This window comes from Rhodoferax ferrireducens T118, from assembly GCF_000013605.1.
In the GTDB taxonomy this organism is placed as follows: Bacteria; Pseudomonadota; Gammaproteobacteria; order Burkholderiales; family Burkholderiaceae_C; genus Rhodoferax; species Rhodoferax ferrireducens.
Genome location: NC_007908.1, coordinates 2,077,086 through 2,092,618, shown reverse-complemented (window position 1 = coordinate 2,092,618; position 15,533 = coordinate 2,077,086). Strand labels below are relative to the sequence as shown.

Sequence of the window (15,533 nt, the reverse complement as noted above, 5' to 3'; positions counted from 1 at the left end):
CGCATCTTGCGCTGACAACAAAAAGCCGGTTCACACCGGCTTTTTTTATGTCAAATCAGGCTACAGCCGCGTGTTTATTGCTTCAACAGCTATCAATTATTCTCAGCGCCGGCAGCGGGACCGGTTGCGCCAGTCACGCACGGCTGTACGCCAGGCCTGAGGCCACACCGCCAAAGAGGTCACCCTCCACCACCGACACGCCCGCAAATTCAGTTTGCAGGGCCTGTTGGAACGGCCGCAATGCCGATGAGCCGCCGGTCAGGTAGATGGCGTCAATTGAAGCATCGCTCAAGCCGGCGCGCCGCACACATTCCCGCGCGCACGCGACGGTCCGTGCCAGCAAAGCTGCCAAGTGCTCTCGCATGTCGGCGACACCCATGGGCGCGGCCAGACCCGCCTCGACATACGACAGATCCACCGCCGTATCGCCGTTCGCCTGCGAACAATGAATCTTGGCCTGCTCAACCTGATTGGCAATGCGGTGCCCATGGCGGTGCGTGAGCACGTTCATCAGGCGCTGGTGCAAATGCGGGTCAGCATAATTGGTGCGCAGCGCCCGGGCCTGGCTCAGGGCACGCTGCGGGTACAGCCAGTTGATCAGATGCCAGGTGGACAGACTGAAAAAAATCCGGCTGGGCACCTCACGCTGCTGCGGCCCCAACTGGCGATAGCCCAACAGCGGCATCACCTGCTCCAGGCTGAGTTTTTGGTCAAAGTCGGTGCCCCCGATGTGCACACCGGTCGTGCCCAACACGTCCCCCGTTCGGTCGGCCTGGGCCATGCGCCCCGGCCCCAGGCGAACCACGCTGAAGTCCGAAGTCCCGCCCCCCAGGTCCGCCACCAGCACCGTGCTTTCACGCGTGAGGCGCCGCTCATAGTCCAGCGCCGCAGCAATGGGCTCCAACTGAAACGACACGTCATCAAATCCGGCCGCCTGCGCGGCCTCCCGCAGGGACTGCTGGGCCAATGCATCACGCACCGGGTCATCATCGACAAAATGCACCGGCCGTCCCATCACCACACGTCCAGGCTCTGCGCCCAGCGCCAGCGCGGCGCGCGCACGCAGCGTCGCCAGGAATGTGGCGATGATGTCCTGGAAACTGATCTGTCGGTGGTTGATGAGTGTCGACTCCAGCAACAGCGAGCTGCCCAGGAGACTCTTGAGCGAACGCATCAGCCGGCCCTCGGTACCGTTGAGGTACTGCGCCAGGGCATCCCGCCCGAAATGGGTGCTGACCTCTTCCGTGTTGTAGAACACGGCCGTCGGCATCGACGCCGACTCGCCTTCCAGCGCAATCAAGCGCGCCTGGCCGTCCGCAGGTGCCCAGGCCATGGCCGAATTTGAAGTGCCGAAGTCAATGCCGAGCGTGCCCTGGCGTGAAAATTTCATGAAAGATGGGAACGTAATGGCTGGCAAGCAGCGATTGACTTGCCTGTCCTCAGTGGCTGGCAAATCAGGACTGGCGATTTTGCCACCTCGGACGGCCCGACGGTACCGGTCAACAGAATAACGGAGACAGCGCGATTGATCTCCCGCAGCCGCTTGTAGTTGGCAATGCGCCCGGCGCGTGCCGGGGCGTCAACAGAGACACTTACAGCTCGCCGGTCATGCCAAATTCAATCGGTGCCTTCACAAAGAACACATTGATTTTCTCCTCGCGCAGCCGCTGAAACATACGTTCGGCATCCGCCGCACTGAGCGCCATCGTGACCTCCAGGGGTTGATCGGCCATGTCGATGAAGTGCGCCGAGTGCAGCTTGCCGTCGCGTCCGAAGCCCTCCGCAGCGGCGCTCAAGGTCGCACCACCGACACCGAGATTACGGGCTTCTTTCAGCAGCCATTCCCCGAGAGGCGTCCAGCCATGCCTTCGATCCTGTTGAGTGAAAAAAGTCAGTTGATAGCCTTGCAAGATGGTCTCCTTCAAATCAAGGTGGTTTCAATAGTGCCACAGATGCCACTCCCGGCAGCATCAGCCAGGAACCCGCGCCGTGTGCGCCAATGGCCGCGCCAGCCCGCGCCACAAGCTACCTTCTTGACCGCGCCGTCCTCTGGCCCACCCCCAGCGCCGCCACCACACTCAGCAGCAGCACCGCCGCTGCACCGAACAGCGTTGCGCCATACCAGCCCCGGTCCATGAACACGCCAAACACAAAGGGCGATAGCGCGAAGCCGGTATCCAGACCCGAATACACCAGACCATAAACCCGGCCCGTGGCGCCCTGGGGCGTGGCATTTTTGATCATCATGTCGCGTGACGGCCCGCCAATCCCGACCGCAAATCCCGTACCCGCCAGCACCACCATGGTGCCCGTGGCACCCAAAAGGCCGGTGCCACACAGCGCCAGCAACACAGCGGCCACCGCCATCGACATGGCAACCACACGATCACTATGTCCAGTGCGCGCCGCCACAAATCCGCCCACAAAGATACCCACCGCGCCGCACAACATGTAGGCAGTCAGCGTCAGGGTAGCGGCCTCAAAGCTGACGCCGTGCATGGCTTTGAGAATGGAGACCGAAAAGCTTTGCACCACCGCCAGCGTCATGGTGGAGAACAGAAAGAAGGCAAAGCACCACCACACCACCGGCAACTTCATGAACGCCATACTGTGTTCTGCCCCAACGTCTGCATGCTGCACCGCCACCTGGGTGCTCAGTTTGTCGCGCTGCAAAATCAGCCACACCAGAATGCCGACATACATCACCGCGGCGGCCAGATAGGCCGTGCGCCAGTTGTACAGACTGCTCAGCGTGACCAGAAAGACCGGGGCCGCGGCCCAGCCCAGATAGCCGGTCAAGCCGTGGGCGCTGAAGGCATGGCCCAGCCGCGGGGCGGAGACTCTTTGATTCAAAATAGTGAAATCAACCGGATGAAAAATGGCATTGCCCAAGCCCGCCAGCGCTGCCACGCCGACCAAGCCTGCGTAACCCGTCACCAGGGACGCCGCGCCACACGCCAGCACAAAAATCCCCAGCGCCACAAACAGCAGCGGCCTGGCGCCGAGCCGATCCACCGCAAAACCGGCAGAGGCCTGCCCCAGCCCCGAAACCACGAAAAACGTGGTCATCAGCAATCCCAACTCGGCGTAGCTCAAACCAAACTCGGTCATAAACACCGGAAACAGCGGCGCCAGCAACAGATGGGCAAAATGGGAACTGGCATGGGCCAGGCCGACAAGGCCAATGATGGTGGCATCCTGTTTGAGCGGCACGGCGAGGGGTAAATGAAGGGAGGTACTGGTCATGCTGCGATGGTAAGTGAATCGTTTCAACCGCGCAGAGCGCACCCCCCATTCACCCGCGCCACCAACATTCGGTCAAAGTTTATACAAAATTGGCCTGTGGCCCCCGTAGAATATACATATATAGCTATTATTTATATAGCATATTGTGGCTTCTGATACAACCGAGGCAAGGTACATCAAGGTGAAAACGCACAAGGGATCCAGCGCCGTGCTGGCGGCATTGGCCGCCGCCGCCCTGTTTGGGGCCAGTACGCCCTTGGCCAAGCAATTTGTCGGCGACATGTCGGCCCTGCTGCTGGCGGGCTTGCTGTATTTGGGCAGTGGTGTCGGCTTGCTGGCCTTGCGCGTTCTGCGCGACCACGGTTGGCACAGTCCTGGCCTGGCGCGCCGCGAATGGCCATGGCTGTTAACCGCCATCGGCTGCGGCGGCGTGGTGGGGCCGACCTTGCTGATGCTGGGCCTGGCGAGCACCAGCGCGGCGGCGGCGTCCCTGCTGCTTAACCTGGAAGGCGTGTTGACGGCGCTGCTGGCCTGGTTCGTCTTCAAAGAAAACGCCAACCGGCGCGTGGTGTTGGGCATGGCGCTGATTGTGGCGGGCGGGCTTTTGTTGTCCTGGCCCGGCCCTGCGGTTGGCACAAACCATGGCGGCGCGGGAGCCGCATTGATTGTGGGCGCCTGCCTGTGCTGGGCACTGGACAACAACCTGACGCGCCAGGTTTCCAACTCGGATGCCTTGTTTATTGCGGGCCTGAAAGGAATCGTTGCTGCGCTGGTCAACATCGGATTGGCTTTGGCGCTGGGCCAATCTCTGCCACCGTGGCGCGTGGTGGGGCCGGTCCTGCTGATTGGTTTTGTGGGCTACGGCATCAGCTTGGCGCTGTTCGTGCTGGCCCTGCGCGGTTTGGGTGCGGCGCGCACCGGCGCTTACTTCGGCGCGGCACCCTTCGTGGGGGCAGGCATCGCCATTGGCGTGTTCGGTGAGAGCACGTCGCCCTTGTTCTGGGGCGCCGGTCTGCTCATGGCCGCGGGGCTCTGGTTGCACCTGACGGAGCGACATGAGCATCCGCACTGGCACGGCACCCTGCAGCACAGCCACCCGCACTTCCCGGATATTCATCACCGGCATGACCATTCTTGAGCTTGCAGGACAGGCCGAAACCAAAAAACTTGCGGGTCAGAGCAAGACCAAAAAGCTTGCGGGACAGACCGCAGTCAAGCGAAGCGAACAAGCTCTGTCCTCAACACTTCAAGGCGAACAAGCTCCCTCCTCAACACGTCAAGACATCATGAGCCAGACTTTTCGACTGGCGCATCCGTCTCATCGCGCTGGTCCTTCCACTTTTGATAGCAGTCCAGTCCGCAAAAATGCGCCACGTAGTCTGTCGCTTCAGGAACGACGGCTTCGCTTATCGGCACTTCCTTCAGGCAGATCTCGCATGCAACTTGTTCCACTTTGACCGGTGTGTCATTTGTTGTCATAGCTGTCTCCAGTTAATCAAACCATCCAACTCGTTTCCCTCCCCGGTTGGGGATGGCGATCCACCTTACATGCCACCTGTTTGCCGTAACAGGTGCGTGAACGTGATCGCCAAGAACACTATAGGCTTACGTGCAGCGCAAAGCAACGTGCCAAGGTCGAGCGCCTGAATTGCTACATCTTTTATAGCTTCATGCGCAATACCGACGGGGGCTAAAGCCTGATTTTGTATAAAGACCGGAAACGGGTGTGGCTTACGTGGCCGGCACCGGGGTGTGCGCCAGGGCCATCACATCATGCGCAGGCAGCCCCTTGAGCTTGTGATCACTCCAGACCTGGCGCCAGTGACGCGCACCCGGCAGTCCGTGACGCAAGCCCAGCATGTGGCGGGCCATGGTGGGCCAGGGTGTGCCGTGCTCGGCGGCTTCGCGCGTCATGTAGTCGCACATCTGCTGCTCGACCTGCTCGCGGGTGGTTTCTGTCGCGTCAGCGCCGAAGAACGTCGCATCCCAGGAAGCCAGCCACCACGGGTTGTGATAGGCCTCGCGCCCCAGCATCACGCCGTCCAGGTGCAACAGGTGCCCGGCGATCTGCGCGCTGCTGGTGATGCCGCCATTGATGACGATGACGAGCGAGGGAAAATCGCGTTTGAGCTGGTAGGCCAGCTCATAGCGCAGGGGCGGCACGTCACGGTTTTCTTTTGGACTCAGACCCTTGAGCCAGGCATTGCGGGCGTGCACGATGAAAGTGCGACAGCCGGCCTCGCTGACGCTGCCAACAAAATCACGCACGAATTCGTAACTCTCGGTTTTGTCGATGCCAATTCGGTGTTTCACGGTGACCGGCACCGACACCACATCCACCATCGCCTTGACGCAATCCGCCACCAGCTGCGGCTCAGCCATCAGGCAGGCGCCAAACGCGCCGCGCTGCACCCGCTCGCTCGGGCAGCCACAGTTCAAGTTGACCTCGTCATAACCCCACTCTTCACCGAGCTTGGCACACCGCGCCAGGTCGGCCGGTTCGCTGCCACCCAACTGCAATGCGACTGGATGTTCTTGCTCGTTGTAGCGCAGGTGACGTGACACGTCGCCATAAATCAGGGCGCCAGTCGTCACCATCTCGGTGTAAAGCAGCGCATGCTGTGTGAGCAGGCGATGGAAATAACGGCAATGGCGATCGGTCCAGTCCAGCATCGGGGCAACGGACAGCCTCCAGCGGTCGGGGGGAACGGGTTTCGGGCTCAGCATGGGCTGAATTATCCCAGTCATGGCACAAGCCGCGGATACATGACAAACATCAATTGCCGTCGTCCCGATGCATGACACACTGTGATCCGAAATCGCCAACCGCAAGGCCCAGACCGTGATTGCCCCCCCACTCGCCGACCATTCCACAGAGGAAATACCAGTTGATGATGCCGGTCGCCCGGCCGTCTTCACCGCAAAAACCTTAAGCAAAACCTACCAGATGGGCGAGGTGAAGGTTCAGGCCCTGGTGGATGTCGATCTGACCATCTATCGCGGTGAATTCATCGTTTTGCTGGGTCCGTCTGGCAGCGGCAAATCTACCCTGCTCAACATCCTGGGGGGGCTGGACCGCCCGACCAGTGGCCTGGCCCGTTTTGCCGAGCATGACCTCACGGCGGCGACCGAGTCGCAATTGACGCAATACCGGCGCGAGCATGTGGGCTTTGTGTTCCAGTTCTACAACCTGATTCCCAGCCTGACCGTGCGCGAGAACGTTGAGCTGGTCACCGATATTGCCGACAACCCCATGCCGGCCGAAGAAGCCCTCGGCCTGGTCGGGCTGGCCGAGCGCCTGGATCACTTCCCGTCCCAGCTGTCCGGCGGCGAGCAGCAGCGCGTGGCCATCGCGCGCGCCATCGTGAAGCGCCCGGAAGTGTTGCTGTGTGACGAGCCGACCGGCGCGCTGGACTATGTGACCGGCAAACTGGTGCTGGAAGTGATCGAACGCGTCAACCGGGAGCTGGGCACAACGGCCATCGTCATTACGCACAATGCCGCGATTGCCAGCATGGCCGATCGCGTGCTGTACCTGGGCGGCGGGCGCATCCAGCGCGTTGAACCAAACGCCCACAAACTGAAACCGTCGGAGTTGTCTTGGTAAAGGTGCCCGGGTGAAAGCCCTTGACCGCAAGCTGCTGCGCGATTTGCGCTTGATGTGGAGCCAGGCGCTGACCATCGCGTTGGTGGTCGCCAGCAGCGTGGCAGGATTTATCACGACCTTCAGCGCCTACGATGCCTTGTCCTGGTCACGCGATCTTTATTACGCCGATGCCCGCTTTGCCGATGTGTTTGCCACGCTCAAACGGGCACCCCTCTCGCTGGAGCGCCAGTTTGAGACCATTGCCGGCGCGGCCCATGTGGAAACTTCGCTGACCGAGCTTGTGCCGATCACCATACCGAACGTGGCCGACCCCATCATTGGCCGCTTGATCGGGCTTGACGCGCGCTCACCGCAGCGCCTGAACAAGGTGCATCTGCGCAGCGGGCGCATGATAGCGGCGCATCACAGTGGCGCCATCGAAGCGCTGGTGTCAGAGGGCTTTGCGGTTGGGCGCCAGCTCAAGCCTGGCGACCGCATTGGTGCGCTGATCAACGGCCGGCGTGAGGAACTGCTGCTGGTAGGAATTGCGCTCTCGCCCGAGTACATCTTCGCGGGCATGGCCGGCTCACCGGATCAACGCGGCTTCGGCGTCTTCTGGATTGACCGGCAGGCGCTGGCCGCCGCTTACAACATGGAAGGCGCTTTCAACCAGGTGGCGGTGCGACTTGGCCCCGGTGCTACCGAGGGGCCCGTCATCGACCAACTGGACCGCTTGCTCACGCCCTATGGCGGGATCAGCGCCCATGGCCGGGATCAGCAGATGTCCCACATGATGCTCAACTCGGAAATCCAGGAGCAGCGCGTGCTTGGCACGGTATTGCCGAGCATTTTTCTGGCCGTGGCCGGGTTTCTGTTGAATGTGGTGCTGAGCCGGCAGATTGCGACCCAGCGCGAACAGATTGCCGCCCTGAAGGCGCTCGGTTACGAGAACCGGGCCATCGGTCTGCACTATTTGAAACTGGTGCTGATCATCGTGGTGTTCGGCCTGGCCCTGGGGCTGGCCATTGGCGCCACGCTGGGGCACTGGTTCGTCGGCATTTATGCCGATTTTTTCAGATTCCCGCAATTGCGCTACCGCGTCAGGCCCGAACTGATCCTGGCCGCCATCAGCGTGGCCACGGCGGCGGCGGTGCTGGCCACACTCACGGCCATTCGGGCCACGGTGCGACTGGCACCGGCCGAAGCCATGCGCCCACCCGCTCCTGGTCTGTACAAACCGATGCTGATTGAGCGCTGGGGCTTGCAGCACTGGTTCTCCCCGGCGGTTCGCATGATTTTGCGCACCATGGAACGTCGCCCGCTGCGCACGGCGCTGACCGTCTTTGGTATCGCAGTCGCGATGGCGATCGTGATCACCGGTTCGTTCTGGCGCGACTCCATCGGGGGCTTGATGGACACGCAGTTCAATCAGGTTCTGCGTGGGGACGTATCGATCGGTCTGATCGAGGCCACGCCGACCCGCATCCAGCATGAAATGGCCAAACTGCCGCATGTCACGGCGGTGGAAGGAGTCCGCACGGTCGCCGCACGGCTGGTCAACGCCAATCACAGCTGGCGCGGCGCCATCCAGGGAAAACCTGAACAGCCCGAATTGCACCGTATCGTCGGTCTGGAGCGTCAGGTCTTCAAGCCGCCGCGCAGCGGATTACTCCTGACAGACCGCCTGGCCGATCGGCTCAAGGTCAAGCCGGGCGACACCGTGCGCCTGGAGTTTCTGGAAGGGCGGCGTGAGGCGCTGGACATCAACGTGGCGGGGGTCGTGACCGAGATGCTGGGGATGAACGCCTATATCGAAAGACACGCATTGAACGCCCTCCTTCGGGAGGGCGATATTGTCAATCAGCTCACCGTCGCCGTGGACCGTGGGCATGACGCAGAGCTATTGAACGAACTCAAAGAGCTGCCGCGGGTAGCGATTGCCGTCAGCAAGTCGGTCATGAAACGAAACATCGAGGAGGTCACCGCGCGCAACCTGATGGTGTTCAGCGGCATTCTGACCGCATTTGCCACCGTCATCGCCATCGGTGTGGTCTATAACAACGCCCGTATCGCGCTGGCGGAGCGGGCCTGGGAACTGGCCAGTCTGCGTGTGCTGGGATTCACCCGGGGCGAGGTGTCAGCCTTTCTGCTGGGCGAACTGGCGATTGAAATCGCGCTGGCCACACCATTGGGAATGGCACTGGGCTACTTTCTGGCATCGACCATTGTTGGCTTGATCAAGACGGATGAGTTTTATTTTCCTTTTGTGATCCACCCCGCCACCTACGCCTACGCTGTCCTGTGCGTGTTTGGCGCCGGCATTGTCAGCGCGCTGGTTGTGCGGCGCCGGGTGGATACGCTGGATCTGGTCGGTGTGCTCAAAACACGCGAATAGGAAAACTGGAGAAAGAATGAAAAGAAAAGTATGGATTGGGATCGTTGGCTTGCTGGTGCTGGCGCTCTTGGGGTGGGCCTTCATGCCGACCCCGGCAGAAGTCGAGATAGCGGCCGTGACCCAGGGACGGTTTGAACGTTCTGTGCAGGAGGACGGCAAGACCCGCCTGCGCGACCGCTATGTCGTCTCGGCGCCGCTGGCGGGTCGCGTGGCGCGCATCCTCCTCAAACAAGGCGATACGGTGATGCGCGACGCCCCCGTCGCGACATTCTGGCCCGTGGCCCCGGCACTGCTTGATGAGCGCACCCGCGCCGAGCAAAGTGCACGCATTGGTGCGATGCAGGCCTCGGTAGCACGGGCACAGGCCAACGTCGGGCGAGCCGGCGCGGCGCTTGACCAGGCGCAGGCGGAACTCAAACGCAGCGAAGCGCTTGCCCAACAGGGTTTTGTTTCACCCAACCAGAATGAAACCGGGCGACTTGCCGTGCGCCTGCGCGAGAAAGAGCTGGAAAGCGCGCGGCAAGAAGAGGCCGCCGCGCGCCATGAGTTGGAACAGTCACGCGTTGCCTTGCGCCAGTTCTCCCAGATCACGCCGGGTGGGCGGCAACGTGCCTATGACGTCAAGGCGCCCGTCTCAGGCAAGGTTCTGAAGGTGCAGCAGCAAAGTGAAGGCATCGTGATGGCTGGCACACCGATCATGGAACTGGGCGACCCGACCCAGCTTGAAGTGGTGGTGGATATCCTGACCGAAGATGCCGCGCAGATCAAGCCGGGCACCGCGGTGCAGCTCTCAAACTGGGGTGGACCCGACGTGCTGACAGGACAAGTTCGGCTCATCGAACCGGCGGCATTCACCAAAGTCTCGGCTTTGGGGGTGGAAGAACAGCGCGTCAATGCGATTATCGACATCACCTCGCCTCCCGAAAAATGGCAGGCATTGGGCGACGGGTTCAAGGTGGATGTGCGTGTGCTGGTCCAAGTCGTGGAAAACGCGGTCATGATTCCGGTCAGCGCCTTGTTTCCGGTTGGTGCCCGCTCAGGCCTTTTTGTGCTGGACAAGGGCCATGCTCGCCTGAAAGAGATTGAAGTGGCAGCACGCAACGGTGCCCTGGCCTGGGTCAAGACGGGGCTGACCAAGGATACTCAGGTGATCGTCTACCCGGACACCAAGCTCAAAGACGGCGACCGGGTCAAGACGCGTTGAAACCGGGCGCTCGGAGTCGGCAAAAAACGACTCGTCAAGGCGTTGCGCACCAGGGCGCGGCGTCGTGGGCATACGCCATCCACAAAGCCCAGACCGAACTGGCAGCCAATGCCAGACCGGCCAGGCGCACACCCCAATCGCCAGCCCCATTACCCCGCAAACGCAGCCATAACCAGGGACCCGCCATCATGGAGACACTGGTGCCTAAGGCAAACAAGGCCATTACCCAGGCGCCTTCAAGGGCATGGCCTGTCAAAGCGGCAACCAGCAGCGCCGAATAGAGCAAGCCGCAGGGCAAAAAAGTCCAGAGAGCGCCAATCACCAGTGGCGCACCCCGGCCCCGCCCGGCAGCCAGGGAGCGTGCACCAATCCATATTTTTTTGCCCGCCTGCTCCAGCCAAACCGGTTGCTGCGCTTTCCAGAGTAACAACAGGCCCAGCACCAGGGTTGCGACATGAAACAGCGTCCACACCGGGCGCAACGCGGCCGACTGCACCGTCAACCAGCCCAAACCCTGCATCGAGGCTGCCGCCAGCGACCCGAGTGCGGAATAGCCCAATACCCGACCGATCTGGAAGCTCCACATGGCTGAATTCTTGCGCGGGCCTGCTGCTTGCCCGATCCCGGCACAGGCAGCGCCACACATGGCAATGCAGTGCGGCCCTCCGGCCAGGCCCATCAACAAGGCGGTGACAGCCAGAGAGGATTGCATTGACCCGATCAGATAATCTTGGAAAACCGCGCGCGCGTGCGGTCGGTCTGCAAATAGCGATCAAACACCATGGCCACGGCGCGGACAAAAAACCAGCCCATGTCAGTGACCTGAATGCCGACATCGTCCACCGTGACCATGCCCTGATCCGCCAGCTTTTGCAGGGCTTCCATTTCAGGCGCAAAGTACTTGCGAAATTCGATCAGATGCGCCAACTCAATGGACTCGAACAGAACTTGCCCTTGGCACATGATGGCCATGATCACGGCGCGACGCAACAGGTCGTCACGCGTCAACGCCAAGCCGCGCACCACGGGGAAGCGCCCCTGATCCAGATAGTCGTAATACTCTTCCAGGGTCTTGGCATTCTGGCTATAGGTGGCGCCAATCCGGCCGATCGACGACACGCCAAGTCCAATCAGGTCGCAATCGGGTTGGGTGCTGTAGCCCTGAAAATTGCGATGCAGCCGACCTTGCCGCTTGGCAATCGCCAGCGAGTCCGTCGGCAATGCAAAGTGGTCCATCCCGACATAGACATAACCAGCACCCATAAAAGCGGCCATGGACCGCGCCAGCATGGCCACCTTGGCCGCACCGCTGGGAATCTCCACGGTCGGAATGCGGCGCTGGGGCTTGAAACGCTCGGGCAAGTGGGCATAGGCGTACAAGGCAATACGCTCCGGCCGCAACTCGACCACCTGCGCCAGTGTGCGGTCAAATGACTCCGGGCTTTGCAGAGGCAGGCCATAAATCAGGTCCGCATTGATGGAATCAAAACCGCGTTCGCGGGCGGCTGCCACCAAGGCAAAAACCTGTTCGGCCGGCTGCACACGGTGTACCGATTTTTGAACATCAGGGTCGAAATCCTGAATCCCAAAGCTCAAACGATTGAATCCCAACTCGGCCAAGGTATCGAGCCGCGACGCGTCGATGGTGCGCGGGTCCACCTCGATCGAGTATTCACCGCTTGGGGCGAAGGTAAAGTTGCGCCGCAACATGGCCATCAACTCGCGCAGCTCATCATCCGTCAAAAAAGTGGGACTGCCACCACCCAGATGCAATTGGGTCACCGTTTGTCCTACACCCAGTTGCTCCGTGTGCAAATCGACTTCGCGGCTCAGGTAGCGCAAATAAGGGCCGGCCCGATCATGGTGCTTGGTGATGATCTTGTTGCAGGCGCAGTAATAACACAGGGATTCACAGAAAGGGATGTGAACATATAAAGACAATGGCAGCGTCATGGCCGCCCCCCCAGCCCGCCGAAGCTTCAAGGCTTGGGTATAGTCCTCAACTGAAAATGCCTCAACAAAACGGTCCGCGGTGGGATAAGAGGTATAACGCGGTCCCGATACATCGAAACGACGGATGAGGTCTTCGGAAATTGGTTCAGCAACGGCTGTGTTCATGGAAATTCCTTGTCAATTTTGACAAATGTGCCTCAATAATTGAAATCGTCTCTTGACCTAGATTGAATCATAAAGAAGTGTAAGACCTAAAAAATTGACCCACATCAGGACAGGTCAATGATTAGTGCCAAAATGACATCATGAACCCTCACACCATCAAAGTCGCATGCTCAAACTGTAACTTGCGGGAGCTGTGCATGCCCTTGGGCCTGAGTGAAGAAGAACTCGATTTGATCGATGACATGGTCGCCGCGCGGCGCACGGTCAAGCGTGGCTCTCTTCTTTTTCGCAATGGCGAGAAGTTCACCAGCCTGTATGCCATTCGCACCGGTTTCTTCAAAACCTGTGTAGCCTCCGAGGATGGACGGGATCAGGTAACGGGCTTCCAAATGGCCGGCGAAGTCGTGGGTCTCGACGGAATCGTCAACGACTACCACACGTGCGACGCCGTTGCCCTGGAAGACGCTGAGGTCTGTGTCATGCCATTTGATCGTATTGAAGAGCTGTCACGCGCAGTCAATTCACTCCAGCGCCACGTCCACAAGATCATGAGCCGCGAGATCGTACGCGAGCACGGAGTGATGCTGCTGTTGGGCAGCATGCGCGCAGAGGAGCGTCTGGCTACCTTCCTTTTGAATCTGGTTCAGCGACTGCACGCCCGCGGCTTCTCGCAGTCAGAATTGATACTCCGCATGACGCGCGAAGAAATTGGCAGTTTTTTGGGTTTGAAACTCGAAACCGTGAGCCGCACATTTTCAAGATTCGCTGAAGAAGGCATCGTGGAAGTCAAACAACGTCATGTCCGCATCCTCAACACGGACGCGTTGAAGGATATTGTCAATCCAAAATCCGGTGCCGGAACAGCCTGAGAAAAACCGACTCAGCAGCGCCCTTGCTTGGAGCAGCTCTCCGGGCGTGCATTCGCCGGCAAAGGGCAGCGGTTGACTTCAAACGGCGACATCGACAGCAAGGTGGTCAAGCCACTGGCCAACATGGTGATGCCCCAAAAGACAAAAAACGCCATGGTGTAAACACCCTGACGGGAAAACCCGATGGGTTGCCCGAACCACTGCAGGTCCTGCGGATCGACCATTGCAAATACAAGCACTTCAAGCACACCAGCCACCAGAAAGGCAGGCCAGATAATCCACATTAAGCGTTGCGACAACATAATCGGGCGTCCTGTATTTCAGAGGTCATTACGTTCAAGGCCTATGGACAGCTTTGGAACCGGTGACAAAGCCAGTCTGCGCATGGTTACGGGCCTGCAGGGCTGGTGCCATGCTGGCAGCCTGCGCATCATCTCCCAATGTCTTGTTGATTTCAATCCCCTGGCGGTAATAGTCTTCGGTAATGACCGGATCAGGTCTCGTCACGGCAAGATACAAAGTAACAAAAGCGGCCACGACCACGATAGCCGGACCAGCCACGACCAGCCAAACATAGCCAAACTTCCACCAGGGTTCAGGAGATTTGAGGGTATCGTTTTTCATAAACTATCCTTATTGCGGCACCAAAAACACGGATTTTTCTGCATCATGGACATGCATGTCAATTGATTCAATTTCGAATTTGATCGGATGTGAGCCGGGCGGCGCCACTTCGGGTGGCAACTGGGTCCGCACCACCAGCCAGCGCGCCTGCGCTGCGGGTACCGTCAATTCGTTGTCCGAGGTTACTTCAAGCCCAGGTAGACCAGACACCGTGACTTTGAAGCGCTGATCCGTTTCAGTGGCGTTCATGACTTGCAGACGGTAGACGTTCTCAATCTTGCCCGCCTCGACCACGCGCGCCATGACACCGCGATCCCGGATCACATCAACCCTGAACGGTTTGCGCAGCGCCAGACTGGTCACCATCGCGATCACAATCGTCGCCAGAATGGCGGTGTAGACCAGAATGCGTGGGCGCAGCACGTGACGCAAGGTTTGCGACTGGGTCCAATGCTCCTGCATGGCGTGTTCGGTGGTGTACTTGACCAGGCCGCGTGCGTAACCCATTTTGTCCATCACTTCGTCACAGACATCGGCGCAGGCACCACAGCCGATGCACTCATATTGCAGGCCTTTGCGGATATCAATGCCGGTCGGACAGACCTGGACACACAGGCTGCAATCGACGCAGGCACCCAGGTTCAACTGGGCGGGATCGGCCTTGCGTGAGCGGGCCCCGCGGGGCTCGCCGCGCTCGGTGTCGTAGGTGACGATCAGCGTGTCTTTATCAAACATGGCGCTTTGAAAGCGCGCATAGGGGCACATGTGCTTGCAGACCTGCTCGCGCATGAAGCCGGCGTTGCCGTAGGTGGCGAAGCCATAGAAGAAGGTCCAGAACACTTCCCAGGAGCCCATGCTCATCTGCAGGAGGTCGACGCCATGTTGTTTGATCGGTGTGAAATAACCGACAAAGGTAAAGCCGGTCCAAAACGCCACGGCCAGCCACAGGAAATGCTTGGTGGATTTGCGCATGCCCCTGTCCAGCGACCAAGGCTGGGCGTCGCGGCGCAGGCGCGCTGAGCGATCCCCCTCGACCTTTTTCTCGATCCAGAGGAAAATTTCGGTATAGACCGTCTGTGGACAGGCGTAACCACACCACAGGCGCCCGGCCACTGCCGTAAAGAGAAACAGCGACAGGGCCGAGATGACCAGAATACCGGTGAGGTAGATGAAGTCCTGCGGGTACAGCACCAGGCCAAAGATGTAGAAGCGCCTGGAGGCCAGGTCAAACAGGACGGCCTGGCGCTGGCCCCACTCCAGCCAGGGCAGACCGTAAAAGATGATCTGGGTCAGCCAGACCATGCCCCAGCGCCAGTTGGAGAACAGGCCCGAGACACTGCGCGGATAAATCGTCTGGTGCGAGGCGTACAGGGAGAGCATGCCGTCATCCGCTGATTCGGGCGGACGCGGCGGCTCAAAGCCTTCTTGATGAACGATGGGGATGACCTTGTAATTGCCGAATGCCTTATTGTTCAACAGCGTACTTTCCGA

Annotated in this window: 15 protein-coding genes; 5 read left to right on the top strand and 10 right to left on the bottom strand. The window is 60.0% G+C overall.

What is annotated here, in order from left to right; genetic code table 11:
• Nucleotides 1-133: 133 nt before the first annotated feature.
• From RFER_RS09845 to RFER_RS09835, 3 genes are all read right to left on the bottom strand, one after another.
• Nucleotides 134-1,390: an Hsp70 family protein gene (locus tag RFER_RS09845; protein WP_011464241.1), complete on the bottom strand. Its 1,257-nt coding sequence runs from the start codon at nucleotides 1,388-1,390 to the stop codon at nucleotides 134-136.
• 202 nt (nucleotides 1,391-1,592) lie between these two features.
• Nucleotides 1,593-1,910, bottom strand: a complete 318-nt coding sequence (locus RFER_RS09840) for a DUF190 domain-containing protein (RefSeq protein ID WP_011464240.1) — start codon at nucleotides 1,908-1,910, stop codon at nucleotides 1,593-1,595.
• A 115-nt stretch (nucleotides 1,911-2,025) separates the two neighbouring features.
• A complete protein-coding gene (locus tag RFER_RS09835) occupies nucleotides 2,026-3,246 on the bottom strand; it encodes an MFS transporter (protein WP_041790518.1) in 1,221 nt (406 codons plus the stop codon).
• Nucleotides 3,247-3,427: 181 nt separating this feature from the next.
• Here RFER_RS09835 and RFER_RS09830 point away from each other — a divergent pair, with 181 nt between their 5' ends.
• On the top strand, nucleotides 3,428-4,384 hold the full coding sequence (locus RFER_RS09830; RefSeq protein WP_011464238.1) for a DMT family transporter: 957 nt from the start codon (nucleotides 3,428-3,430) through the stop codon (nucleotides 4,382-4,384).
• Between the two features lie 146 nt (nucleotides 4,385-4,530).
• Here the strand turns inward: RFER_RS09830 and RFER_RS09825 are convergent, their stop codons facing one another.
• Both RFER_RS09825 and dusA read right to left on the bottom strand, forming a co-directional pair.
• Nucleotides 4,531-4,725 (bottom strand): DUF3330 domain-containing protein, encoded by a 195-nt coding sequence (locus RFER_RS09825; protein WP_041790514.1) that lies wholly within the window; start codon nucleotides 4,723-4,725, stop codon nucleotides 4,531-4,533.
• Nucleotides 4,726-4,977: 252 nt separating this feature from the next.
• Nucleotides 4,978-5,973, bottom strand: a complete 996-nt coding sequence (dusA, locus tag RFER_RS09820; protein ID WP_011464237.1) for a tRNA dihydrouridine(20/20a) synthase DusA — start codon at nucleotides 5,971-5,973, stop codon at nucleotides 4,978-4,980.
• 115 nt (nucleotides 5,974-6,088) lie between these two features.
• On the opposite strand from dusA, the gene RFER_RS09815 reads away from it, so the two are divergent.
• Genes RFER_RS09815 through RFER_RS09805 form a run of 3 tightly spaced genes read left to right on the top strand, consistent with a single transcriptional unit; the run spans nucleotide 6,089 to nucleotide 10,431 of the window.
• Nucleotides 6,089-6,853, top strand: coding sequence for an ABC transporter ATP-binding protein (locus tag RFER_RS09815; protein WP_011464236.1), 765 nt, complete (start codon nucleotides 6,089-6,091; stop codon nucleotides 6,851-6,853).
• Nucleotides 6,854-6,863: 10 nt separating this feature from the next.
• Nucleotides 6,864-9,227, top strand: a complete 2,364-nt coding sequence (locus RFER_RS09810) for an FtsX-like permease family protein (RefSeq protein ID WP_011464235.1) — start codon at nucleotides 6,864-6,866, stop codon at nucleotides 9,225-9,227.
• Nucleotides 9,228-9,243: 16 nt separating this feature from the next.
• Nucleotides 9,244-10,431, top strand: coding sequence for an efflux RND transporter periplasmic adaptor subunit (locus RFER_RS09805; protein ID WP_011464234.1), 1,188 nt, complete (start codon nucleotides 9,244-9,246; stop codon nucleotides 10,429-10,431).
• A gap of 34 nt (nucleotides 10,432-10,465) precedes the next feature.
• Here RFER_RS09805 and RFER_RS09800 read toward each other — a convergent pair whose 3' ends face one another.
• Together RFER_RS09800 and hemN are read right to left on the bottom strand one after the other, a co-directional pair.
• Nucleotides 10,466-11,143 carry a sulfite exporter TauE/SafE family protein gene (locus RFER_RS09800; protein WP_011464233.1) on the bottom strand — a complete coding sequence of 226 codons (678 nt, stop codon included), beginning with the start codon at nucleotides 11,141-11,143 and terminating at the stop codon, nucleotides 10,466-10,468.
• 8 nt (nucleotides 11,144-11,151) lie between these two features.
• Complete coding sequence (hemN, locus tag RFER_RS09795; RefSeq protein WP_011464232.1) at nucleotides 11,152-12,549, bottom strand: oxygen-independent coproporphyrinogen III oxidase; 1,398 nt, start codon at nucleotides 12,547-12,549, stop codon at nucleotides 11,152-11,154.
• 140 nt (nucleotides 12,550-12,689) lie between these two features.
• Here hemN and fnr point away from each other — a divergent pair, with 140 nt between their 5' ends.
• Nucleotides 12,690-13,418 (top strand): fumarate/nitrate reduction transcriptional regulator Fnr, encoded by a 729-nt coding sequence (gene fnr, locus RFER_RS09790; RefSeq protein WP_041790512.1) that lies wholly within the window; start codon nucleotides 12,690-12,692, stop codon nucleotides 13,416-13,418.
• A gap of 11 nt (nucleotides 13,419-13,429) precedes the next feature.
• Here the strand turns inward: fnr and RFER_RS09785 are convergent, their stop codons facing one another.
• The 3 genes from RFER_RS09785 to ccoG are packed head-to-tail and all read right to left on the bottom strand — an operon-like array spanning nucleotide 13,430 to nucleotide 15,518.
• Nucleotides 13,430-13,720, bottom strand: a complete 291-nt coding sequence (locus tag RFER_RS09785) for a hypothetical protein (protein ID WP_011464230.1) — start codon at nucleotides 13,718-13,720, stop codon at nucleotides 13,430-13,432.
• A gap of 34 nt (nucleotides 13,721-13,754) precedes the next feature.
• Entirely contained in the window at nucleotides 13,755-14,042 is a 288-nt protein-coding gene (locus RFER_RS09780) for a FixH family protein (RefSeq protein WP_011464229.1), read from the bottom strand.
• Between the two features lie 9 nt (nucleotides 14,043-14,051).
• The gene (gene ccoG / locus RFER_RS09775; protein WP_011464228.1) at nucleotides 14,052-15,518 is read right to left on the bottom strand and encodes a cytochrome c oxidase accessory protein CcoG; all 1,467 of its coding nucleotides are present in this window, start codon (nucleotides 15,516-15,518) and stop codon (nucleotides 14,052-14,054) included.
• Between the last annotated feature and the right edge of the window lie 15 nt (nucleotides 15,519-15,533).